The organism is Syntrophobacterales bacterium (assembly GCA_019429105.1).
Classification (GTDB): Bacteria; Desulfobacterota; Syntrophia; order Syntrophales; family UBA5619; genus DYTH01.
Genome location: JAHYJE010000010.1, coordinates 1 through 21,512, shown reverse-complemented (window position 1 = coordinate 21,512; position 21,512 = coordinate 1). Strand labels below are relative to the sequence as shown.

Genomic DNA, 21,512 nt, shown 5'->3' with positions numbered 1-21,512 from the left:
TATGAATGAACTCCTTCAAATTAACAACCTGTCGATGGTTTTTGGCGGCCTGCGCGCCGTCAGCGCGGTTGATCTGAATGTGGGGCAAAAAGAGATCGTGGCCTTGATAGGGCCGAACGGTGCCGGCAAGACGACGCTATTCAACTGCATTACCGGAATTTACGTTCCCACCGAAGGTGAGATATTTGTCGTTCCGCCGGGGAAAAAGAAAAAGAGAATCAACGGGATGCAGATAAACAAGGTGACTGAACTCGGCATCGCCAGAACATTTCAGAATATCAGATTATTTCCGAGCATGACGGTGCTGGAAAACGTCATGATAGGCCGTCATTGCCGATCCCAGGCTGGGGTTTTCGGCGCCGCCGTCCGGGATTCAGCAACAAAGCAGGAAGAACAGGCGATAATCGACTTCAGTTATCAGGTACTTGTCAAGGTAGAACTTGATGGGCAGGTCAATGAAATGGCAAAGAACCTTCCCTACGGCGCCCAGCGCCGTCTGGAAATAGCGAGAGCCATGGCCACGGAACCCTTCCTTCTTCTTCTGGACGAACCGGCGGCCGGCATGAACCCCAGTGAAACTTATGAACTCAAGGAGCTGATCGACCGGATCAGGAACGAAGAGGGGATATCGGTGCTGATGATAGAGCACGATATGAAGATGGTCATGGGTATTTCGGACCGGATATTTGTTCTCGATTACGGGGAAAAGATCGCGGAGGGAACCCCGGAAGAGATACGGGAAAACCCGATCGTCATTAAGGCTTATCTGGGAGAGGATTTCAGCGTAAATGCTTGAGATAAGGAACGTCGAAACATACTACGGCAATATAAGGGCGCTCAAGGGCGTCACCCTTTCTGTAGCCGAGGGAGAGATCATAACCCTGATCGGGGCGAACGGCGCCGGGAAATCGACAACGCTGATGACGATTTGCGGAGTAGTCCCCGCCCGCAGTGGCGATATAATCTTTCAGGGCAACTCGATCCGTTTGCTGGAACCGAATGTCATAGTTTCGCTTGGCATATCTCAGGCACCCGAGGGACGGCGTATTTTCCCGATGATGACGGTTGCGGAAAATCTTGATATGGGCGCCTTCCTTCGCAAGGATAAGGCCGGGGTCGAAAGTGATCTTGAATATGTTTTTACGCTTTTCCCAATCCTGAAAAAAAGGATTCACCAGGATGGAGGAACGCTCAGTGGTGGCGAACAGCAGATGCTGGCCATTTCCCGCGCTTTGATGGCCAGGCCCCGCCTGCTGCTTCTCGATGAACCTTCTTTGGGACTTGCGCCGCTTGCCGTTGCGCAGATATTTGAAATGATAAAGAAAATTAACTCCGAGAACAAAACGACGATTCTGCTCGTGGAACAGAACGCGTTCATGGCGCTCAAAATAGCCCACCGCGGCTATGTGATGGAAAACGGGACGATAACAATGGAAGGGGTCGCCGCTGATCTTCTCAAGGATGAGAAAATAAAAAAGGCCTATCTGGGTTTATAGAAATACGAAAACCGCGGAAAAATATTTTGTTTCCCGATAAATAGCGGGATAAACTAAAGGAGGTTAGGTGCTCGACATTGAACAGGCGGTTGCGATAATAACGGGCGCGGGCAGCGGGATCGGCGAGGCTGTGGCGAAATATTGGGTGCAACAAAAGGGGAGGGCTGTGCTTGCGGATATCGTTCCCGAGAATTTATCGAGGGTGGAGCGGGAACTCACCGCTCTGGGGGGCGATGTCAGTTCCTTTATCTGTGATGTAACCAAGGAAGAGGACAATGCCCGGCTCGCCGCCCTTGCCATTGAGCGCTACCAGCGGATCAACCTTGTTTTCCCCGCCGCAGGGATCATCAAAGACGGCATGTTTTTGTCGCCCGACCGGGAAACGGGCAAGGTGACCGGCAAGATGTCGCTCCGGCAGTTCCAGTCGGTTTTGGACATCAATCTGACCGGCGTTTTTCTTACCATCCGCGAGTGCGCGGAACAGATGATCAATTCCGGCTCGAAGGGGCTGATCTGCCTTATGTCCTCAACGGGCTCGCTGGGAACGGCGGGGCAGATCAACTACTCCTCGTCCAAGGCGGCGATGTCCGTCATTCCCAAGGTGCTTACCGCCGAGTTTTTCAGAAGAAATCTGGCGGACCGTATCCGCTGCGTTGCGGTGGCGCCTGGTTATGTGGCAACCCCGATGGTGAAGGGGATGGATGAGAGGGCCTTGGGGAAAATCATCGGTGATGTTCCGATCGGACGGCTGATAGAACCGGAAGAGATCGCCTCTTTGATCTGCGAGCTTTACCGAAACGAGGCGATGGCGGGCGAGGTGTTTTTTATTCACGGCGGCCTGCGGTTGGGATCGCGCGGCTGATTGGCCTTAGATAAAGCCGCCGGGCCTGGGGAAGGAATTTGCAGCCCCAGGATGCCTGCGCTTAGAAAAAGATCTTGTCCGGGAAGAGCTTGAAAGGACTGGATACCGTCTTTCGACGGTATGACGATTTGACTGATTTCCTGACATTGGTCGGCAGCTTTTTAGAGGTCGTTTCCGGAGTAGGAAAGGTTGAAGCTCTTGTTGATCAGGGGAAAATCGGGGACGATGTAGCCGGCCGCTGCGTAACCGAGCAGCGTCCAGTTTAAAAAAGAGGGATCGCGCAGGGCTACCCTACTTATTTCGCCCTGTTCGTCTGTATGGACTAAATAAACGATATTCCCCCGCCAGCCTTCCACAATTCCAAGCGCCAATGAGCTTTTTCGGAACAATCCCGCCCCGGCGATTGCTGTCTGTATGGGCCCGGCGGGCAACCCCGCCAGCGCCTGCTGAATCATCTTGATGGAACCATAAACCTCTGTTGCCCGCGCCATAAAGCGGGCATACACATCGCCGCCGGTTTTTGCAAATGTATCGGCAACATAGAGGCTGTCATAAGCGGCGTATGGATAATCGCGCCGGGCGTCATTCACGATTCCCAGCGCCTTCGCAGCAATCCCGACGACGCCATGCTCTCGGGCAATCTCCAGCGGCAGTGTGCCGGTCGTCTCCAGGCGATTGAGCAGCGAGGCGCTGTTTTGGGCAACCGCCATTATTTCGGAAAAATCCTTCCTGATTTTCCCTAGCTCATCCACTAACTGAAGGGACTTTTCCAAGGAAATATCCTTTTCAACCCCGCCTATGGCGTTCACCCCCCGCAGAAATCTGCTGCCGGTAAGGCGATCGTTTATTTGCATGATCATTTCCCGCAGGCGCGAGCACTGCGAACCGCCGAAGTTAAAGCCGGCGTCGAGCATGATTGCGCCGAGATCGCCCAGGTGGTTGGCCAGCCTTTCCAATTCTGCATAGATCACGCGCAGATGAGACGCCCGGGCGGGAACGGTTATGTCGGCCAGCTCCTCCAGCGCCTGGCAGAAGGCCAGAGAGTGGCTAAAGGAGCTGTCGCCGGAAATCTTCTCGGAGAGGCGGATTTTATCCGGCAGCGGCAGTTCTTCGAAGAGTTTTTCGCTGCCCTTGTGCGTGTAGCCGAGGCGTGGTTCGAGCAGGACGATCTCCTCGCCGGCAACGCTGAAGCGGAAATGGCCCGGTTCGATAATGCCGGCGTGGATGGGGCCTACCGGTATTTCGTAGATTCCTTCGCCCGCTACCTGTTGAAAAGGATAAACGCCCTGCGCCGTTTCCGGCCGGGTCTGCCAGTGAAAATCCTTGCGCAGCGGGAAGCCGTCGGCTGGCCAGTTCTCATGCAGAATCAGCGGCAGCGGATGGGGATGACCGACCGGCCGCAAGCCAAAAAAGGTCTGAATCAGTCTTTCATACTCCCATGTTTCGTGAATCTCCGCGGCAAGAGACGGGAATTCCACTGTGTCAGCGAGGCTGATATAGGGAGCCACAAAACGGTTTTCTCCAGGAACTCCGAAGACATACCATATTTTAAAGGCGCCCTTTTCTTTCCTTTCGTCGGTTGCGGCAATTATCATCAGCGGCAACCGTTTTTCCTGGTGAAAATAAAGTGCGACTTTTTTGATTTCGGAGGGGCTGACGGCAAAAACACTCAAACGTCCATGACGTTCAATTTGATGCCCTGCGGGAATAATGCTGTCAAAAACTTGTGATTTCATAACGAATATTTCCCTACGGCCTGCGTGATCAGTTCAGAAAGAAACGGCGGCAGATAAAAACTAAGCGCCAGCGCTGCTGCTAAAAGCAGCAAAGGCGGAGCAATGAGCAGGCGATGGATTTCCCCGACCGGCATCTCTGAAGGTTTTTCGCCGAACATCATTGCGATAACCTGCCTGAAAAAACCAATGAAAACGAGCGCAAAGGCGAAAATCGCGATCAGACCGGCGAAGAGATTCGTCCCGATGGCAGCGGACAGGACATAAATCTTCGTAAAAAAGATTCCAAACGGCGGCGTGCCGGTAACGGTAAAAAATCCGGTCAGAAATAGACCCGCAGATACCGGCAAGGCGGAAATTACCCCTCGGATATTGGCGATTTTGGTGGAGCTGTATTTCAAAAAAATGTTGCCCGCTAAAAAAAACAGAGCCGGTTTCACCAGGGCATGATAGATCATGTGGAGGATCGCGGCAAAAACCCCGATTCCTCCCATGCCGAAACCGAGCGCCACTATCCCCATGTTTTCAATGCTCGAGTATGCCAAAAGCCGCTTATAATTTTGCTGGGTCAGCATGATCAGGGCGGCGATGATGATCGAAACGAGGCCGAACAACATGAGGAGTCCCTCGGAAAAAGCCTGCCCGGCAACCGCGTCGGTAAGCAGTTTGAAGCGCAGGACGGCAAAAAGGGCGATATTAAGCAGTACGCCGGAGAGGAGGGCGCTGATCGGCGCCGGGGCTTTGCTGTGGGCGTCGGGAAGCCAGGTGTGCATCGGCGCAAATCCGACCTTCGTACCGTAACCGATCAGAACAAAAATAAAGGCGATCTTGGCGATGAGCGGATTCAAATTCGCCGTGTTTGCCCTTAATATCTCCCAGCTTATCAAATCATTTCCACCCGTTGAGTGCACCGAGGTAAAATAGAGGAGCGTTCCGAAAAATCCCAGCAAGAGACCGGTGGAGTTGATGATCAAATATTTCCAGGCGGCTTCGAGGGCGGTTGGCTTGTCGTAGAAGCTGATCAGAAAGACGGTGGAAAGCGTCGTCGATTCAATCGCGATCCACATCAAAATCGGATTGTTGACCATTACCGCAAAGAACATCGCCAGGAGAAAAAGGTTGAACAGGATGAAATACTGCTTGACGCGGTGAAACCCGATGATCCCCTTGGCCATCTCCGCACGGAGGTAAAATATGGAATAGAACGCCGCGGCCAAACCGACCGTTCCGATCAGCAGGGCAATGATCGCCGCCAGCGGATCGACCCAAAAAAACTGGGCGGAAGCAAGAGAGGGATGAACGGAGACGTCAAGCGCCAGGCTGACGGCTGCGATAAAAACGATAGCGGCAGCGCCGAGGGAGACATACTCGATCGCCCGGAGGCTCTTGAGGAGCAGACAGGCCATGGCGGCGAGCGACAAAATCGATATGATGATAACAGGTTCCATTGACTATTCTTTCAAACTCTTCATTCCCGCCGTCTCCAGCGCTCCAAAATGCCGGTAGATCATTGAGGAAAAAACGGCCGTAATAATCAGCCAGACCAGGATGTTGAACATGATGCCAAGCTGCAGCACGGGCGATTGTTCGAGGCCGGCAAACAAACCGAATTCCACGATGGCGTTTTCCAGCGAAAGCACCCCGATGATCTGCGACAAGATGCCTTTACGGTTGATCATCAATAAAAGCGAGATCATCATCCCGGCGATGCTGAGCGAAAGCAGGGCGCTATTTCCCGGTACGATTGTCGCAAGCGGCGCAAACAGCCGGCTGTGCGCAAACGTGCTCAGCGCCGCGACCACAATCAGGGTCAGGGGCAAATTCAGATATGCGGATGAGGACAAGCCCGTTTCGTACTTTCGGATAAAGCCGATAAAAAAACGGAGCGGCAGGAAAACCTTGATGGCGGCAACGAGGATAACGATAAAGAGCATCGCCAGGGACTTTGTCTCTAAAAACGAGCGGAACAGCAGCAGCACGATTGCCGACGACTGAATGCCGTAAACGGTAACGATGATAATGTTTCTCTTGACGATATGGGAGAAGATGATCGTCAGAAAAATCGCTACTGCCAGAAAGTGTGGGGAGAACAGTTCCATTTTATTTAATTAACCCGATTGCGACAATATTAAGTATGAAAGAGACGATAAGCAAATCCGGCAGACGGAAGAAGCGGAATTTGGCGATGCCGGACTCGATAAAGGCAATTGCAAAACAGAACGCCGATAGTTTGAGAGCGAAAACGGCGACGGCAACAATCAGGGCGGCCAATGAAAACTCATGCATCAGCCCCCACGGAAAGAATAAATTAGCTCCCAAAGTCATGAAAATAAATAACTTATTGGCAGCTGCCCACTCCATGAGCGCCAACCGCCGGCCGCAATATTCCAAAATCATCGCTTCGTGAATCATGGTCAGTTCAAGGTGGGTTGCCGGGTTGTCAAAGGGATACCGCCCGCCCTCGGCCAGCAGTACTATAAAATATCCCAGACCGGCCAGGATGATCGGCTGCAGGGAGGTGATATTGGCGACGAGTACGGAATCGGCGATTGTAAAGAGGTTTGTGCTGCCGCTCACCAATGATAGGATAAAAAACGAAAAGATCAGGCCCACTTCCGCGAGCGCCGAAACGGTCATTTCGCGGCTGGAGGCGAACCCGCCGAACGCGCTGCCGGTATCGATTCCGGCCAGAGCCAGAAAAAACGTACCGATTGCTAGCAGATACACAACGGCGAGCAAATCGCCGAGGGGGGCTGTGAAGGTGTTCAAATTGAATATAGGGATGAAGGCGCCGACAATGAGCGTGACCGCGAAGATGATATAGGGCGCCATGCGGAAAATCCAGGAGGCGTCTTGACTGATTACCTCATCCTTGTGAAAAAGCTTCCATAAGTCCCGATACGGCTGAAGAACGCCCGCGCCCTGGCGATTTTGCATTTTTGCCTTGATCTTCTTGACGACGCCGATCAAGAGCGGCGAAAGCAAAGGGACGAAAAGCGGTTGCAGTATGTCAAAAATTATATTCATAGTTCACAGTGAAAAAAGTAAAACGCCGACCAGGGCGATTAAAATGTAAAGGATATACATGTTGATCAAGCCGCTCTGCACCTTTTTGGCGTAGAGCGAAAATTTGAGGACAAAGGCCTGGGCCGGTTCATAGAGATATTTCTCGTAGATATCGTTCATGCCGAGCTTGATCATCCTCGACTTCGGCAGATAGCGCGACTCCCCGTCCCGATATTCAACCGCTTTTTGCATGGTCGGTTTCAAGATTCCCTTAAATATAAGGATGATGGAACGTGCGAACCCGGTTGAGGTAATTTCCATGCGGGGCGTCAGATCCGTGCCGCAATCCCAGGTGGGGCCGGTCCTGACGGTCTGCCGACGACTGAGCAGGCGGTTGACCGCAAAGACAACGGCCAAAAGCGCCAAGAGCAACGCCAGAAATATTGCCGGCGCAAAGACGGAGGAAAAGCCGCCGACTGTGATCCATCCCCCTTCCGTGTGCAAAAACGGGGCAGGAAGATTTTGGAAGACCGCAAACTCGCCTCCAACTGCTTGAAGAACTTGAGAAACATAGCCGGAACCAACCCCGAATAACAGCGACAGCGCCCCCAGCGACCACATCCCGGCGAGCATGAAGGGGGAGGATTCTTTGGCGTGCTTGGCCTCGTCGCTGCGGGGACGGGCGAGAAAGATCGCGCCAAAGGCCTTGACGAAACAGGCAAGCGCCAGACCGCCGGTAAAGGCCAGTGCGCCCGCCGCTATCACAAATATCCAGATTACCTGTGAATTGGGAGCTGCGATTCCCTGGAAGAGCGCTTGGAAGGTGAGCCATTCGCTGAAAAAACCATTAAAGGGCGGCAGGGCCGTGATGGCCATGGACCCAACGAGAAAAAGCAGCGCGGTCTGCGGCATTAATTTGATAAGACCGCCATATTCCTCCATGTTTCGGGTGTGCGTTTGATTGATCACCGAACCGGCGCCGAGAAAAAGGAGCGACTTGAAGGTGGCGTGGTTTAACGTATGAAAAAGGGAGGCGACCAAACCGACCAGCGCGAGCGCCGGCATTTGGAGGGAAAGAAAGGTGAGGGCGCTCCCGAGACCCAGCAGGATGATCCCGATATTTTCTATGCTGTGGTAGGCCAGCAGCTTTTTGATGTCGTGCTCGGTCAGGGCGTAAAGGACGCCCAGCAGGGAAGAAACCGCGCCGGTGATGAGCAGAACCACCCCCCACCACAACGGAAACGGCTGGAGCAGATCGAGAAAAATCCGGATCATCATGTATATCCCGGTTTTTATCATCACGCCGGACATTAGCCCCGAGACGTGCGAAGGGGCCGCCGGGTGCGCGCCGGGGAGCCAGATATGCAGCGGGATAATGCCGGCCTTTGTGCCGAACCCGATCAGCGATAAAACGAAAACGGCGTTTTTGACTGAGCCGGGAATCATTCCCGCCCCATTTCTGATCAGCGAAAATTCGAACGACCCGGTAAATTTGTAAAGGAGCAGAAAGGCCGCGATGATAAAGGAGGTGCCGACATGCGTCATGACTAAGTAAAGAAACCCTGCCCGGATATTTTCCTGTTCATGGCGATCGTAGATGACCAGGAAAAAGGACGCGACCGACATGATCTCCCAGGCAAGCAGGAAAAAAAGTCCGTTGGTCGCGGTAACCACGAGCAGCATCCCGGCAATAAAGAGGTTGTAAAAAAATCCCAGCGACCCGATGCTGTATTTGCGGTAGTACTGCCTAACATAGTCAATGCCGTAGAGCGAACAGAAGAGGGCGATCAGGCAGATGATAAAAACGAAGAAGGCGGCCAGCTTGTCGATCAGAAAGGAAAACTGCAAAAGCGAAAAGGGGGAGGCCCCGATGGTAAACAGGAGCGGCCGGACGGCAAAAAGCGACCCCAGACCGAACAGGACGCCCCAGAGCGAACCGGCTATCGCGAAGAAGCTGCTCCAGTAGTTGGCCGACTCATCATTATTTTTCAGCAGCGCCGCGCCGAGAGCCCCCAGCAGAAACAACAGCAGCAATATGATAAAGCCGTCCGGCGATATAATAAATTCAATCATGATCAATGCGCCGCAGATACTCTGTACAATATTTTAACCAAATGACAGAGAATGGTTTTAGGGGAGGGCGGATTGCCCGGAATCTCGTAATCAACCGGGATGACGTTTTTAACCGCGTCAAGTACCGCGTAACTTTCCCGATAGATGCCTCCGTTAATGGCGTCGTCGCCGAGCGCCACCACGATCTTGGGATCCGGCGTCGCTCCGTACGCCCGCCGCACCGCTTCTGCCATATTCCGGGTCACCGGGCCTGTTACTATCAGCATGTCGGCGTGGCGGGGCGAAGCGACAAAATGGATTCCGAACCGCTCGACATCGTAAAAAGGATTGGACAAGGCTACCAGTTCCTGTTCGGCGGCATTGTCGGAGCCTGCGTCCACCTGTCTGATAGCAAGCGATCCCCGGAAGAGACGCTTCACTTTTTCTTCAATCTTTATGCCAACTTCAGTAACCTCCACCTGCTCGCAATCCTCAAGATTCAGCGAGACGATGTTATTGGGTGTGGCAATTATTTTTTTAACAAGTTTAAACATAAGCGGTGCTCCTACTCCTGTCTCGCTTTCATGTCAACGGTAAAAATAATTATTCTACACTAATGGTCCTTACATTATAAACTTTTAATATTAATGATGTTATCAACAAATTCAGCCAGAATGGTCTCGCTATCGGGCAACCGTACTTGACATATAATCAAGATAAATGCCAAGTATGAAGAGCCAATTGCAAAACTATTTGTCATTCCCGAAAGCGGAGCTTAATGTACACAATGCTTCTATCGGGAATACGGTTTTTCAAGCAGTTAGAACCAGATTATGAACATTAAACTTCGTTTTCCCGCTTAAAATCATTGCGGGAATGACAGAATGTGAGAGTTTTGCAATTGCCTCTGAAGCATGAAATATTTCATGTCCACTATTGACGGCCGAGGTCAGGATTTGGTTTTGACCAATCCTGAGAGCCCCGCCGTGCCGCCGTCATTAGAAAAGAAAATAAGCGAGGATTGGGGCTTTCCGCAAGCGGATGCGCGTGTGTGCCGTCCGGCATGTTTCGCAGGAGATCATAAGCTATTTGTCGAATGATTTTATAAACTGAGCAGGGGTTAGAATCCGGATGCTCTGGTAGGTGTCAATATTCAGCAGGTGGGGGTTGCCGGAAACGATGTGGCTGGCGCCGGCAACGAGTGCGCAGGAAATGAACTTGTCGTCATCAGGATCATCAGTTACAACAAAAACGGCCTTAACGGGTTGCATAAACGTTGACCAACAGAAGACGAATTCAAGAATTTTGGCTTGCAGTGAAGCGGAAAACTTCAGTTTGGGATAGGCAACTACACGACGGAGCTCATCATAGATATTGTCGGTCGTGTAGTTGAAAATGTGCTGCTGTTCCAATAAGCGCAACACCTATTCAGGTTCGCCATCCCACCCAAAGGCGGATATGAATACATTGGTGTCGATAACTATTTTTGAGATCGTGCCCATTTCACCGCTTCCGCTACCGTTTCTGGCCCCAGTTTGGCCTTGCAGACCATGGCGGATGCCTCTCTGGTGATTTCATCCAGAGAATGCGGTTTGTAGAGCTTCTTACGGAACAGATCGTCTATGACCTTTTTCAGTGCTTCCGGGGAGAACTGCGATAGTGCAGATACGAGCTGTGGGCGGTTCAATTCAATGGTTGGATTATTCATTGCTATACCTCAAAACTAAAATTTACAGATCGCCGGTGAGACATATATCACGCCAACGATAAAAAGTTAAGACGATAATTTACCGGAAACACATGCCTGGTGGCCAGATGTTCCACCTGAACCCACTGCAAAGTCAGGAAGGCAGAGCCGTCCGGCAGGATTTGGCTGACGAGGGGAACAATTGTGGAGCCAGTACCAGTCTTGAATATGCATGGAGCTTGGTAATGAGAAGAAAAATGGTATTATGTCCCCGGAATACTATCCCCGGAATACTGAATCAACGCACCTTCCCTTGTTTGCGGACCCACTCCTTTGCATCCGCCAGAAAGGACTCCCTGAATTCTTTTGGCTCCAAGATCACGATATGGGGTATCCAGGATTTGAGAAGATTTTCGATGGACTCGTAATTGCCTACCCGATATGAGACGACAAGCGCCCCATCGGGCCTTTCTTCTTTGATCTCCTGTGTCGGGACAAGCGCCCCATCGGGCCTTTCTTCTTTGATCTCCTGTGTCGGGAACATCTTCCGCCGCTTGAAATAATGACCGACCTGGGAATCGACCAGGATGGTCACCTCCGGGTTCCGCTCGCCGGTAAACCAGATATTGGCGCTGCCCTGAAGGATCGTATCCAGATCATCGGGAACACCCTTGAATACATCATTCGATAGACGCAAATTCCTGATCCGGTCGAGGGCGTACCGTTTGAGAATCCCCGTGCAGGGCTCGTTGCCGATCAGGTACCAGAAACCGCCGAAATAGACGACCCGGTAGGGTTCCAGATCGACGGGATGCATCCCGCTCCCTTTTGCGAGCGCATACTGAAAACCAACCCGCCTCTTTTCCCGAATGGCCTTCACGATCCGATTGAGCAGAGCACTGTCCAGCGGTACGGATTCGTCGATCTTCACGAACACCGGCATGGTAGTCACGCAATCGTACAGCCGGTCGAGAACACCGTCGGCCGCCTGCTGGAAGGGCTGGCCCAACTGCCCCACCATATTCTTCAGGGCGATCACCAGGGCAAGCTCGGTATCGTCGAACACCTCCAGATTTTTCACCAGGTCCTTGCTCATCTGGTGAATGCCTTTCTGTATCTCATGAAGAGGGAAACCGGACTCTTTGAGGAGAAGCAGGTCACGCTGAATCGTCCGAGGTGTGGTCTGGAACTGCTCGCTCAACCAACTGCTCGCGACTTTATCCTTCTCCATGAAGATTCTGAGGATCTGGCCCAACCGGATCAGTTTCGTCTGCGCGTTTTGCTCACGGCCCATCGCCTTTGCCTCCTTCAGGAAATGCGTCCTCAAATAATGCGACACACCCTTGTCGCCCCGCTCTGGAATTATCAGGGAAAACCGCCTAAGGTCAAGACAAAAGAGGGGGAAAGGAGAAAAGCCATGGAAGCAATCGTTAAGGGAAGTTTGGAAAGGATCAAGTTCGGAGAGGTTCAGGTCCACGGTCATGTGGCCGTGATCCCCATCATCGGCGGCGGCGATTCCGGGCCGGATTACCTGACCATGAAGGAGGCCATGGAGCAACAGCTTCTCACGGTGACCGAGGTAACGGAGGGCGGAACGGTCCCGGAGCTGAAGGTCATCAACCGGGGGAAAAAACCCGTTTTACTTCTCGACGGCGAGGAACTCTCGGGCGCCAAGCAGAACCGGGTGCTCAATACCACCATCCTGCTCAAAGAAATGTCGGAAATGGTCATCCCTGTAAGCTGCACCGAGCACGGCCGCTGGTCCTACCGCTCCGCCCATTTTGAGGAATCGGGCCACATCATGTCCGCCAAGCTCAGGAGGGTCAAGAATGCCTCCGTCTTTGAAAATCTTAAATCCGCGCACAGCTTTTGTTCCGATCAGGGGGCGGTCTGGGACGAGATCGCCACACAGGCTCACATCAATAAAGTCAGCCCCGTAACGGGAGCGATGAAAGATGTGTTGGAAGCCAAAAAGGAAGACATGGATGCCTTTCTGGAACACCTCCCGATGGGTGCCGATCAGGAGGGCCTCGTCGTAATCGTGAACGGAGACGTGGTCGGCCTGGACAGAGTCTCACGCGCATCGTCATTCAGCGTGCTCCACCCCAAGCTGATCCGCAGCTATGTCATGGACGCCCTGACGGAAAAACCGAGGAGGGCAAAAGAAACACCCCCGGAGAAGGCGGATGCCTTCCTGCAGAAGATTGCCCTGTGCACGGAGCAGAGATTCGACTCGGTGGGCTACGGTCAGGATTACCGCTACGAAGGGAAGAATATCGTCGGCTCCGCCTTGGTTTATGAGAACACCGCGATCCACATGGCCTTCTTTCAGATCACGGAAACCGAGAAAGCCGGCCGCATGTCACCCGTCTCCCGGAGAAGGGCGTACCGGACGAATCAATGATTGAGGTAAATGTATGGAATTGTTAGATCGTTATAAGGCACTGAAAGAGAAGATCACGGATCGGAAGGAACCGTTTGAGTGTTTCATCAAACTCCTGGAGGGCGAGACCACCTGGCTCGCCTCTCCAGCGAGTACCAGGTTTCATCTGTCGGAGGAACAGGGTCTCTTGAAACACAGCGTCGGGGTGACGGAATCCCTGCTGCGTTTCCGGGAATTTCTTGCCCCGGCGATCCCCGAGGAGAGCTGCGTCATAGTCGGCCTTTTCCATGATGTGGGGAAACTGGGGATGCCCGGCAAACCGCTATATCTGCATAATGACAATAAATGGATGGTAAAGAATCGAGGGATACGCTATAAGATCAATCCCGAAGTAGTGGCAATGGGACTGGCGGTGAGAAGCCTTTACCTGGTGGCGCAATACATACCCCTCTCCGATGCCGAAGCCCAGGCAATTGCCTATCATGACGGGCAGTATATTGAAGATAACAGGATTATCGCCCACAAGGAGGAACCCTTAACTCTGCTCGTCCATTGGGCCGATTACTGGACGGCGCATATTTATGAAGAAGGAAGAGAGATTTACCTGAATTAAAGGAGGAGATATGCCATATCGACGTCCATCTGAGCTGCCTTCACCAGAAATACTCATTCCAAAATTTGAAGCTGCCATCAAGAGTCTCGTCCGAAGGTTTCGGAATCATCCGTATGCATTCTACACAGAAACTGACATGCACTGCTATCTCTATCACCGCCTATATTCGGGTGGCTTTGAGAATGGTCTCTATCGCACGGCTGAGGGTTATGACACGATACTACTTCACAAGGAATACCCTACTGTTGCCCGTTACTTGAGAAGGGTAGACGGAAAATTGGAGGAATCGGTTGAAGGCCGTAGGCGTGGAGCCTTCGACATCTCGATCTGGGATCCTCTCTTTATCGCGGAGCGGGAACACCGTAAGCAAAAGGTACTCTGTGCCGCTGAGTTGGCCCTTAATGAGTGCGGGAAGGGGAATGTTCACACTATAAACGACGCCACGAAATTAGCCGGTCCAAAGAACGAGATCAGATATGGATATCTCCTCTTCTTTGTCCGTGATGACTCAGATTACAATCGAAACAAGGACGAAATCAGAGCCGCCCTTGAAGATGCAGCTACACGTGTTCGAGTAGCCCTTGCTCTGGTCGATGGAAAGTCAAAACCGAAACCAGAGTTCCTTGGTGCGTGGGGTGCAGTCTAACAAGGCGTAATCTTTCTTTACGATTTTCTGGCACCATACACGGACACCGCATTATGAGTAAGGGGTTAGAATGCAATCGGTAGAACAAAAACGACGCATTGTCGTAGGAGATATACACGGAGAAGTGGATGGATTTAGAGAAATCTTGAGAAATGCGGGATTGATTGATAACAAAGACAATTGGAGTGGCAGCGATTGCATCTTAATACAAACAGGAGATGTAATAGATAGAGGACCTTACTCACGAGAAACCATTGCGTTACTGAGGAATCTTCAGAAAGAAGCCATTCACGCCAAGGGTGCAGTCATCCGCCTCTGCGGAAATCATGAGCTGATGCTCCTGCAGGGGAAATTTTTCTATGCCAATTTCACCAACCCGGCGTCGTTGATGCCTGAACTGACCGAGGAAATCGCCAAGGGCAATGTGCAGGCTGCCTATAGCGACGGAGCGCGGCTATATTCGCATGCCGGTCTGAGATCCGCCATCCGGCAAGCCCTGATGGCGGAAATGGGAACGATTGGGGCTCAAGTGAAGGAAAGGACCGGCGATCTCGACCGGCTTGCTGAACATATCAACGGGATTTTCCGACAGGCTGTAGAGAAGGACGATCTCGAACGGCACCCCATTTTCCATGTGGGACCAGAGAGAGGCGGCGATAATGACGTGGGGGGCATCTTCTGGTGCGACTTTTCTAAGATCAGCCCTTCCCTCGAGGCATGGACGATTCCCCAAATTTTCGGCCATACGCCGACAAGGCAAAACAGGGTCCAGACCGCACAGGGTTTAAAGCTTATCGACGTGGATGCTGGCATGTGCCGGGTGTACGGCGGGGCAAGGGTTTATCTTGAAATCACAGAGGAGGGCGATCTCCTGCAGCACAGCAAAGCCCTTTCAAAATGGACCGTCACGCCACTTGCTGCCCAATAGACTCAGGGAATGCCGGACATGATTGACTTGGAAAAGAAACGTGCGGAACAGACAAGAAGGTTGGATGGCATTTTCCCACCGCCACCGGTGAAAGGAAGCAAACTGCTTGCGCCGATAACCACCTGGCCCGACATTTTTCGAGAAGCCAAGGTAACGGGTATCATCTTTGATGATTTCTGGTATGACAGTATTGAAGAGAGAGCGGCCTATTTCTTTCGCTGGCTGGGAGAACCGCGATCCACAGTTCTGGTCGTCTGGAACGACGAAATGCCCAACCATATCGAATGCCTGTAGAAAAGGGATATTCCTGTATCAGCAGAAGAGTCTGAGCGAATTATTGCCGAAGTCACCCAGCTTTTCCGCAAGGCTGGATTCTGGCGAAATCGAGTAACGCATTGAGCTGTTCTCCTTGTATTCACTGGTGGAAATAGACAGATGACTACCAAGAATGACGTTGACCTCACTACATACCGAAAAGGACCTCGCCTCCTGACTCAGGCAATGGAAGATGCACTCGGGCCAGGCGGCATGCTCAATCCAGTCCTGGTCAGAGTCGCTGCCGATCAGCGACTACGCCTAGAGATCCGGGATCATCGCTTTAACATATACTATCGCGGCGGCAACCTGATGCGCGTCGATGGACGCAAAAAACTCTGGTCTCTGCATTTCGACAAAGAGTACTTCAATGACATATCGTGCCCAGCACCTGAACTACCGCAGGAGTGCATAGACGCAAACCTGGAACGATGGATTGAAGCATTTCCGGATCTGATCGCCGGCATGGACCGATGGTTTGACCAACATCGGAATGACGAGAGCGAACACAGGCACGAGCGTGATCATTGCCAAAAGATTGCCACCGAGAATGCCGGAATATTTGGTCGATCTTCAGTTGACTATTTGGTGCTGGATCTGGAGTATGAATATGCCAAATGCCGATTCGACATGATCGCAGCAAAGCGCAGGATAACTCTTAACGATGCAACCGGCTGGGAAGAGCCATATTTGGTCTTTGTTGAGGTGAAGAGCGAGTATGGCGCTTGCACCGGGGTCGCCGGACTGGAAGAACACGCAAAAGACTTCCGGAGAATCACCACGGCAGGAGATGGGCAGCCTGTCATCAAAATCAAAAAAGAGTATGAGGATCTGAGGGAACAAACCATAAGCCACCCTTCGACCGGTCATACTGGGTCGTCCATGGAAAATTCCTGGCCGGCTATTATCCCGGCGACCGGCAAAAGGACATGATGAAGCAAAAGATGTCGGATCTTCTGGCGTGCGGCGTCCGGTGTATTGTCAATCTTATGGAGCCGGATGAGCGGGATCATAATGGGTTGCCCTTCGTGGATTATGTGCCGGTTCTACAAAGAATCACCAATGGCAGTCCCCCGGTGACCTGCCACCGCATGCCTATCCGGGATCTCGGGATTCCTTCGCGAGACTTTATGGTGCAGATCCTCGATCAGATTGATGGTGCACTGGGAGAAGATCGACCCGTTTATGTCCATTGTTGGGGAAGGCGAGGTAGAACAGGGACGGTCGTCGGCTGCTGGCTGGTACGCCATGGTATTGCCGAAGGGGAAGGCGTGCTGGAGAAGATTAAAGAGCTTCGCCGCACCGACGCAAAGGCGCACTGGCCTTCCCCGGAAATGCCCCAGCAAATCCGGATGGTTTGCTCCTGGGAGAAAGGACAATAATAGCGGCGTGACTAACGGCATAGAAAAGCTCGAACGATATCGGGGCTGCCTGCTCGGACTTGCCGCTGGCGACGTCTTGGGGACAACTCTGGAGTTCATGCCTCCGGGCAGTTTCAAGCCCATCACCGACATGGTCGGCGGTGGTCCCTTCAATCTCAAGCCGGGCCAGTGGACTGACGATACATCCCTGGCCCTGTGCCTCGCTGAAAGCCTGATCGAATGTCAGGACTTCAACCCACAAGATCAAATGGAGCGGTACGTTCTCTGGTGGAAAGAGGGCCACCTGAGTAGCACAGGGACATGCTTCGACATCGGCAATACGACCAGGAAGGCCCTTGCCGCCTTCTTGAAAACAGGCAACCCGTTCTCCGGATCATCCGGTTCTTACAGCGCTGGAAATGGCTCCCTCATGCGTCTGGCTCCGGTCCCCATGTTCTATGCCGGCAGCCCCAGAGAGGCCATTGAGAAATCCGGCGAAAGCTCCGAAACCACCCATGGCGCCCCTGCTGCCGTGGATGCCTGCCGCTATTTCGGGGCGCTGATTGTCGGGGCTCTGAACGGCGAAGATAAAGAAGCCATCCTGGCCGATCATTACTGCCCTGTAGCTGGATACTGGCAAAAGACCCCTCTTGTCCCAGAGATTGCCGAAATTGCCGCAGGCTCCTTCAAATACAAGCATCCCCCGGAAATCAGGGGCAGCGGCTATGTCGTCCAATCCATGGAAGCTGCCCTGTGGGCATTCTTCCACAGCGATACCTTTCAAGAAGGCTGTCTAATGGCTGTCAACCTTGGCGATGATGCAGACACCACCGGGGCGATTTACGGACAGCTTGCCGGGGCGTATTACGGGGATAAAGCAATTCCTTTTTTTGGAAGGTTAAGATATCAGAATGTGGCTTAATTCTTCAAATGACCGAGAAATTGGCAGTTTGTCTTAACACGAACAGAGGGTAAGGATCATGTCAACTTCACGGGGATTTTTGTTTGACAACAAGTTAATAAAGGTATAGTTAATACCCTATGACGACGTTCGAGTACGATCCTAATAAGAGCCTTACCAACAGGGACAAGCACGGGATTGATTTCCAAGAAGCCCGTACTCTTTGGAACGATCATGGAATGATTGAGGTTCCCGTCGCCACGCTGGATGAACCACGGTTTTTGACGATAGGGAAAATCGAAGGAAAATTCTGGACCGCCGTCGCAACATTCAGGAAAGGCTGTATTCGTATCATTTCCGTGCGCCGCTCCCGAAAAAAAGAGGAGATGCTTTATGAAGACCATAACCGCAAAGGAGTTTGACGAAAAGTTTGATGCCGGCGAAGATGTCCTGGAATACTGTAACCTTGATAATATTCTCCGTCCCGGATTGGAACAACGTCGGGTCAACGTCGATTTTCCCGCCTGGATGATCGAACGTCTTGACCAGGCCGCTCGCGAGTTAGGTGTTACCCGGCAATCAGTCATTAAGTTCTGGATCGCGGAACGATTGAAGACATCGGTTTGAACCATCGTTTTCACAATTCCCGCACCGCCCCAGTTCTTTAACCTCTATACAAAAGTTAAAGAATAAGAAAAAGAGAATCGTCAATAATATCAAGAAAAAAAACCCGCTTTGGTCAATTTTGCCAAAATGGGCATTTTTATTCATTAACTTTTTATCTTGCAACAAACACCCAGGCTTGCTCATCCTTCCACCTCGACCTCTCTACATAATATACCTGGGATGAATACATCCAGTTAAGATCCCGATGCTCGCCCTGACGCTCCCGCCCGGCGGGACGCCGTGGGCCGATCACCCACCGGTCACGAAACTCCGCTTGACAAGGGTGGACGGAGAACGCTACAAACCAACGCGGCAGCGGAGGTTCACGGCGCGCTGAAGCGTTCGTCGCAGAGGAAGGGCTATGTCGTCAGGAGGAACCATGCACGAAATTTTCCGGTACGTGGATCGCAATCGGGAGCGCTTTCTGGGCGAACTGTTCACGCTGCTCCGGCAACCCAGCATCAGTGCTCAGAATGTGGGCGTGACCGAGTGCGCGACCCTGCTCAAGTCCCAGTTGGAGGCCATTGGCATCGCCGCGCAGGTTCTTCCGACGACCGGCCACCCGGTGGTCTTCGGGGAGGTGAAGGCGTCGGGCGCCAAGCGTACCATTTTGATTTACGGCCACTACGACGTGCAGCCGCCCGACCCGCTGGAGCTGTGGCACACGCCTCCCTTCGAACCGACGATCAAGGATGGACGCATCTGGGGACGGGGGACCGGCGACAACAAGGGCCAGTTCTTTGCCCACCTGAAGGCGGTGGAAGCGATCCTGAAGACCGTGGGCAGGCTGCCGGTCAACGTCAAGATCCTCTTGGAGGGTGAAGAGGAGATCAGCAGTCGCAGCCTGCGCGCCTTCATTGAAGCAAATCGGGCCTTGCTGGCGGCGAACTATTGCTTTTGCTCCGACGGCCCGATGCTGTACAACCATCAGCCGACCATCCTGTTCGGCGTTCGCGGCATCCTGCACGTGGAGGTGTCGCTCAAGGGTGCGAACAGAGACGTCCACTCGGGGAACCTGGGCGTCTTTGTGCCGGCGCCGGCTTGGCGGCTGGTCCATTTCCTGAACACGCTCAAGGATCCGCAGGGGCGGATACTGATCCAAGGCTTCGCCGATGCCGTGGTCCCCCCGACGCCTCTTGAGCAGGAGACGCTCCGTAAGATCCCATTCGATCCGGTCGTCCTGACCGGGCTGGGGCTGCCTGCAGGACCGGCGGACGCGGGGCCGGCTTACTTGGAGCGACTGATGTTCCAGCCCACCGTGAACATCTGCGGCCTGACGAGCGGCTATCAGGGTCCCGGCTCCAAGACCATCGTCCCGCACCGGGCGTCGGCCAAGATCGACATGCGCCTCGTGGTGAATCAGGATCCGGATGACATCTTCGCGAAGTTCGCCGCGCACGCCAAGGCGCACGGTTTCGACGACGTGCATATCGATCGCCAAGGCGGGTTTTATCCGTCCCGGACAAACCTGGATCATCCCCTCGGCGGCGCAGCGGTCCGGGCGGTCCGGCTGGGATTCGGCAAAGAACCGGTGCTCCAGCCCTGCATGGGTGGTAGCGATCCTGACTACTATTTCACGCGGGTACTCGGGATCCCACGGGTGAATGTCCCGTACGCGCCCCACGACGAGAACAACCACGCACCGAACGAGAGCATCATGGTGGAGGGGTTTTTCAGCGGCATCAAGACCACGGCGGCGTTGCTCCACGAGGTGGCCGCACTCTAAGTGCGATGGACACTCGATCGCCCGGCATGCGAGGAGGATTTCATGGTATGATGATCATTCGTGTTGGCTGTCCTGGCGGTGGTGACTTGCGGGCGACTGAAGCCGGATAACAATACGGCTGAAAACGCGATGCGTCCGATAACTCTGGGCTGGAAGAACTGGCTCTTAGTCGGCAGCGAACGGGGCGGCAGAGCGGCGGCCCTGTTCATGAGCCTGGTAAAATCCTGCAAAGACCTCGAGATCAATCCCTGGGAGTATTTAGACGATATACTCAGGAGGATTATGAGCCATCCGGTCAGTCGCCGGCGCGAGTTCCTCCCCGATCAGTGGGCGCTGCTCCCTAAAGATAAACATGGCCTACTCCTTACCGAATCAACCATTCCTGAAACCCGCTGACAACAGCCAGGGGATGATTGAGCGCGCCTTGCTTCTCAAAACCATTTCTCCTGCATAGATTGTCAAAGAGCATGCCGTTGCTGGATTGATCCACCGCCGCGACGGGCATCTTCTACCGCACTGGCTAATACCCCGCAAGGCGGGTTCGTCGGACTCTTACCTCGTGCCGGCCATTACGCAGCAGATAACATCCTAAATTCCCGCCATATTTATAACGATGGGAGATACAATCATATAAAATTAATCAGTTTATGCACTAAAAAGCCTTGACTTTTCTCTTTTTTATCGTCATAATTACGACGATAAAGGAGGAAAGCATGGCATACCGTGTGCACCAGACCAATAAGAAGAACGGCGTCACCTATGTCTACGATGTGGTATCCGTATGGCACAAGGAACTTGGGCAGTCGCGCAACAAGCAGGTGTGCGTCGGCAAGCTTGATCCGGTAACCGGCGAGTTCGTCCCCTCCAAACGCCTTGATCCCCGGCAGGCGGCGGTCCGGGATCCCGCGGTCACCGCATCGGCGCAGGTCGTCGGCCCAGCGGTGGTGTTGGATGAGTTTTCCAAGCGCACCGGTCTGGAGAAATTGCTGAAGTCCTGCTTTCCCGACACTCACCGGCAGATCCTGGCGATGGCCAACTACCTCGCTATAGAGGGCGGAGCGCTCAGCTATTGCGAATCCTGGGCGAAAAGCCATGAGCCCGCCCTCGTGACGTCCCTGGCAAGCCAGCGCATAAGCG

Annotated in this window: 25 protein-coding genes; 16 read left to right on the top strand and 9 right to left on the bottom strand. The window is 53.1% G+C overall.

Translation table 11 applies throughout. The features are described from left to right. Position 1: 1 nt before the first annotated feature. The 3 genes from K0B01_04935 to K0B01_04925 all read left to right on the top strand — a co-directional run bounded on the left by K0B01_04935 (position 2) and on the right by K0B01_04925 (position 2,358). Positions 2-796 (top strand): ABC transporter ATP-binding protein, encoded by a 795-nt coding sequence (locus K0B01_04935; GenBank protein ID MBW6485481.1) that lies wholly within the window; start codon positions 2-4, stop codon positions 794-796. Beyond that, a complete protein-coding gene (locus tag K0B01_04930; protein MBW6485480.1) occupies positions 789-1,496 on the top strand; it encodes an ABC transporter ATP-binding protein in 708 nt (235 codons plus the stop codon). The genes K0B01_04935 and K0B01_04930 overlap by 8 nt, the downstream gene beginning before the upstream one ends. Before the next feature lie 67 nt (positions 1,497-1,563). Beyond that, a complete protein-coding gene (locus tag K0B01_04925) occupies positions 1,564-2,358 on the top strand; it encodes an SDR family NAD(P)-dependent oxidoreductase (protein ID MBW6485479.1) in 795 nt (264 codons plus the stop codon). A 161-nt stretch (positions 2,359-2,519) separates the two neighbouring features. On the opposite strand, the gene K0B01_04920 is transcribed toward K0B01_04925, so the two are convergent. The 9 genes from K0B01_04920 to K0B01_04880 all read right to left on the bottom strand — a co-directional run bounded on the left by K0B01_04920 (position 2,520) and on the right by K0B01_04880 (position 12,130). Continuing rightward, the gene (locus K0B01_04920) at positions 2,520-4,094 is read right to left on the bottom strand and encodes an NADH-quinone oxidoreductase subunit C (GenBank protein MBW6485478.1); all 1,575 of its coding nucleotides are present in this window, start codon (positions 4,092-4,094) and stop codon (positions 2,520-2,522) included. Beyond that, positions 4,091-5,539, bottom strand: a complete 1,449-nt coding sequence (locus K0B01_04915) for a hypothetical protein (GenBank protein ID MBW6485477.1) — start codon at positions 5,537-5,539, stop codon at positions 4,091-4,093. Before K0B01_04915 ends, K0B01_04920 begins: the two co-directional genes overlap by 4 nt. Positions 5,540-5,542: 3 nt before the next feature. Continuing rightward, positions 5,543-6,190: a hypothetical protein gene (locus K0B01_04910; GenBank protein ID MBW6485476.1), complete on the bottom strand. Its 648-nt coding sequence runs from the start codon at positions 6,188-6,190 to the stop codon at positions 5,543-5,545. A 1-nt stretch (position 6,191) separates the two neighbouring features. After that, complete coding sequence (locus K0B01_04905) at positions 6,192-7,118, bottom strand: NADH-quinone oxidoreductase subunit H (protein MBW6485475.1); 927 nt, start codon at positions 7,116-7,118, stop codon at positions 6,192-6,194. A 3-nt stretch (positions 7,119-7,121) separates the two neighbouring features. Further along, positions 7,122-9,170 (bottom strand): hypothetical protein, encoded by a 2,049-nt coding sequence (locus K0B01_04900; protein MBW6485474.1) that lies wholly within the window; start codon positions 9,168-9,170, stop codon positions 7,122-7,124. 2 nt (positions 9,171-9,172) lie between these two features. Next, a complete protein-coding gene (locus tag K0B01_04895; protein ID MBW6485473.1) occupies positions 9,173-9,703 on the bottom strand; it encodes a hypothetical protein in 531 nt (176 codons plus the stop codon). A 531-nt stretch (positions 9,704-10,234) separates the two neighbouring features. Next, positions 10,235-10,561 (bottom strand): putative toxin-antitoxin system toxin component, PIN family, encoded by a 327-nt coding sequence (locus tag K0B01_04890; protein MBW6485472.1) that lies wholly within the window; start codon positions 10,559-10,561, stop codon positions 10,235-10,237. A gap of 68 nt (positions 10,562-10,629) precedes the next feature. Continuing rightward, the gene (locus K0B01_04885) at positions 10,630-10,857 is read right to left on the bottom strand and encodes a hypothetical protein (protein MBW6485471.1); all 228 of its coding nucleotides are present in this window, start codon (positions 10,855-10,857) and stop codon (positions 10,630-10,632) included. A gap of 277 nt (positions 10,858-11,134) precedes the next feature. Further along, a complete protein-coding gene (locus K0B01_04880) occupies positions 11,135-12,130 on the bottom strand; it encodes a transcriptional regulator (GenBank protein ID MBW6485470.1) in 996 nt (331 codons plus the stop codon). Between the two features lie 123 nt (positions 12,131-12,253). Between K0B01_04880 and K0B01_04875 the strand changes: the two genes are divergently transcribed. The 13 genes from K0B01_04875 to K0B01_04815 form a co-directional block, all read left to right on the top strand. Beyond that, positions 12,254-13,240 carry a hypothetical protein gene (locus tag K0B01_04875; protein MBW6485469.1) on the top strand — a complete coding sequence of 329 codons (987 nt, stop codon included), beginning with the start codon at positions 12,254-12,256 and terminating at the stop codon, positions 13,238-13,240. Positions 13,241-13,253: 13 nt separating this feature from the next. Further along, a complete protein-coding gene (locus K0B01_04870) occupies positions 13,254-13,832 on the top strand; it encodes a hypothetical protein (GenBank protein ID MBW6485468.1) in 579 nt (192 codons plus the stop codon). Positions 13,833-13,842: 10 nt separating this feature from the next. Next, a complete protein-coding gene (locus K0B01_04865) occupies positions 13,843-14,478 on the top strand; it encodes a hypothetical protein (protein ID MBW6485467.1) in 636 nt (211 codons plus the stop codon). Positions 14,479-14,548: 70 nt separating this feature from the next. After that, positions 14,549-15,406, top strand: coding sequence for a metallophosphoesterase (locus tag K0B01_04860; GenBank protein ID MBW6485466.1), 858 nt, complete (start codon positions 14,549-14,551; stop codon positions 15,404-15,406). An 18-nt stretch (positions 15,407-15,424) separates the two neighbouring features. Then, positions 15,425-15,700, top strand: a complete 276-nt coding sequence (locus tag K0B01_04855) for a hypothetical protein (GenBank protein ID MBW6485465.1) — start codon at positions 15,425-15,427, stop codon at positions 15,698-15,700. A 141-nt stretch (positions 15,701-15,841) separates the two neighbouring features. Further along, entirely contained in the window at positions 15,842-16,654 is an 813-nt protein-coding gene (locus K0B01_04850; protein MBW6485464.1) for a hypothetical protein, read from the top strand. Next, positions 16,651-17,103: a hypothetical protein gene (locus tag K0B01_04845; GenBank protein ID MBW6485463.1), complete on the top strand. Its 453-nt coding sequence runs from the start codon at positions 16,651-16,653 to the stop codon at positions 17,101-17,103. Before K0B01_04850 ends, K0B01_04845 begins: the two co-directional genes overlap by 4 nt. A 7-nt stretch (positions 17,104-17,110) precedes the next feature. Beyond that, positions 17,111-18,004 (top strand): ADP-ribosylglycohydrolase family protein, encoded by an 894-nt coding sequence (locus K0B01_04840; GenBank protein ID MBW6485462.1) that lies wholly within the window; start codon positions 17,111-17,113, stop codon positions 18,002-18,004. Between the two features lie 119 nt (positions 18,005-18,123). Next, positions 18,124-18,405 (top strand): BrnT family toxin, encoded by a 282-nt coding sequence (locus K0B01_04835; GenBank protein ID MBW6485461.1) that lies wholly within the window; start codon positions 18,124-18,126, stop codon positions 18,403-18,405. Beyond that, positions 18,377-18,610 (top strand): BrnA antitoxin family protein, encoded by a 234-nt coding sequence (locus K0B01_04830; protein MBW6485460.1) that lies wholly within the window; start codon positions 18,377-18,379, stop codon positions 18,608-18,610. The genes K0B01_04835 and K0B01_04830 overlap by 29 nt, the downstream gene beginning before the upstream one ends. Positions 18,611-19,028: 418 nt before the next feature. Next, entirely contained in the window at positions 19,029-20,375 is a 1,347-nt protein-coding gene (locus tag K0B01_04825) for a M20/M25/M40 family metallo-hydrolase (GenBank protein MBW6485459.1), read from the top strand. Positions 20,376-20,435: 60 nt separating this feature from the next. After that, positions 20,436-20,771, top strand: a complete 336-nt coding sequence (locus tag K0B01_04820; protein ID MBW6485458.1) for a transposase — start codon at positions 20,436-20,438, stop codon at positions 20,769-20,771. A gap of 266 nt (positions 20,772-21,037) precedes the next feature. Further along, positions 21,038-21,512, top strand: a 475-nt coding sequence (locus K0B01_04815) for a hypothetical protein (GenBank protein ID MBW6485457.1), incomplete at its 3' end; no start/stop codon positions are given.

Bases quoted from the DNA above. Each gene is read 5' to 3' on its own strand.
- K0B01_04880 (MBW6485470.1), bottom strand. From the start codon at position 12,130: ATGGGCCGTGAGCAAAACGCGCAGACGAAACTGATCCGGTTGGGCCAG.
- K0B01_04830 (MBW6485460.1), top strand. From the start codon at position 18,377: ATGAAGACCATAACCGCAAAGGAGTTTGACGAAAAGTTTGATGCCGGC.
- K0B01_04915 (MBW6485477.1), bottom strand. From the start codon at position 5,539: ATGGAACCTGTTATCATCATATCGATTTTGTCGCTCGCCGCCATGGCC.
- K0B01_04885 (MBW6485471.1), bottom strand. From the start codon at position 10,857: ATGAATAATCCAACCATTGAATTGAACCGCCCACAGCTCGTATCTGCA.
- K0B01_04865 (MBW6485467.1), top strand. From the start codon at position 13,843: ATGCCATATCGACGTCCATCTGAGCTGCCTTCACCAGAAATACTCATT.
- K0B01_04850 (MBW6485464.1), top strand. From the start codon at position 15,842: ATGACTACCAAGAATGACGTTGACCTCACTACATACCGAAAAGGACCT.
- K0B01_04875 (MBW6485469.1), top strand. From the start codon at position 12,254: ATGGAAGCAATCGTTAAGGGAAGTTTGGAAAGGATCAAGTTCGGAGAG.
- K0B01_04855 (MBW6485465.1), top strand. From the start codon at position 15,425: ATGATTGACTTGGAAAAGAAACGTGCGGAACAGACAAGAAGGTTGGAT.
- K0B01_04825 (MBW6485459.1), top strand. From the start codon at position 19,029: ATGCACGAAATTTTCCGGTACGTGGATCGCAATCGGGAGCGCTTTCTG.
- K0B01_04895 (MBW6485473.1), bottom strand. From the start codon at position 9,703: ATGTTTAAACTTGTTAAAAAAATAATTGCCACACCCAATAACATCGTC.
- K0B01_04835 (MBW6485461.1), top strand. From the start codon at position 18,124: ATGACGACGTTCGAGTACGATCCTAATAAGAGCCTTACCAACAGGGAC.
- K0B01_04930 (MBW6485480.1), top strand. From the start codon at position 789: ATGCTTGAGATAAGGAACGTCGAAACATACTACGGCAATATAAGGGCG.
- K0B01_04900 (MBW6485474.1), bottom strand. From the start codon at position 9,170: ATGATTGAATTTATTATATCGCCGGACGGCTTTATCATATTGCTGCTG.
- K0B01_04910 (MBW6485476.1), bottom strand. From the start codon at position 6,190: ATGGAACTGTTCTCCCCACACTTTCTGGCAGTAGCGATTTTTCTGACG.
- K0B01_04935 (MBW6485481.1), top strand. From the start codon at position 2: ATGAATGAACTCCTTCAAATTAACAACCTGTCGATGGTTTTTGGCGGC.
- K0B01_04905 (MBW6485475.1), bottom strand. From the start codon at position 7,118: ATGAATATAATTTTTGACATACTGCAACCGCTTTTCGTCCCTTTGCTT.
- K0B01_04845 (MBW6485463.1), top strand. From the start codon at position 16,651: ATGATGAAGCAAAAGATGTCGGATCTTCTGGCGTGCGGCGTCCGGTGT.
- K0B01_04860 (MBW6485466.1), top strand. From the start codon at position 14,549: ATGCAATCGGTAGAACAAAAACGACGCATTGTCGTAGGAGATATACAC.
- K0B01_04920 (MBW6485478.1), bottom strand. From the start codon at position 4,094: ATGAAATCACAAGTTTTTGACAGCATTATTCCCGCAGGGCATCAAATT.
- K0B01_04870 (MBW6485468.1), top strand. From the start codon at position 13,254: ATGGAATTGTTAGATCGTTATAAGGCACTGAAAGAGAAGATCACGGAT.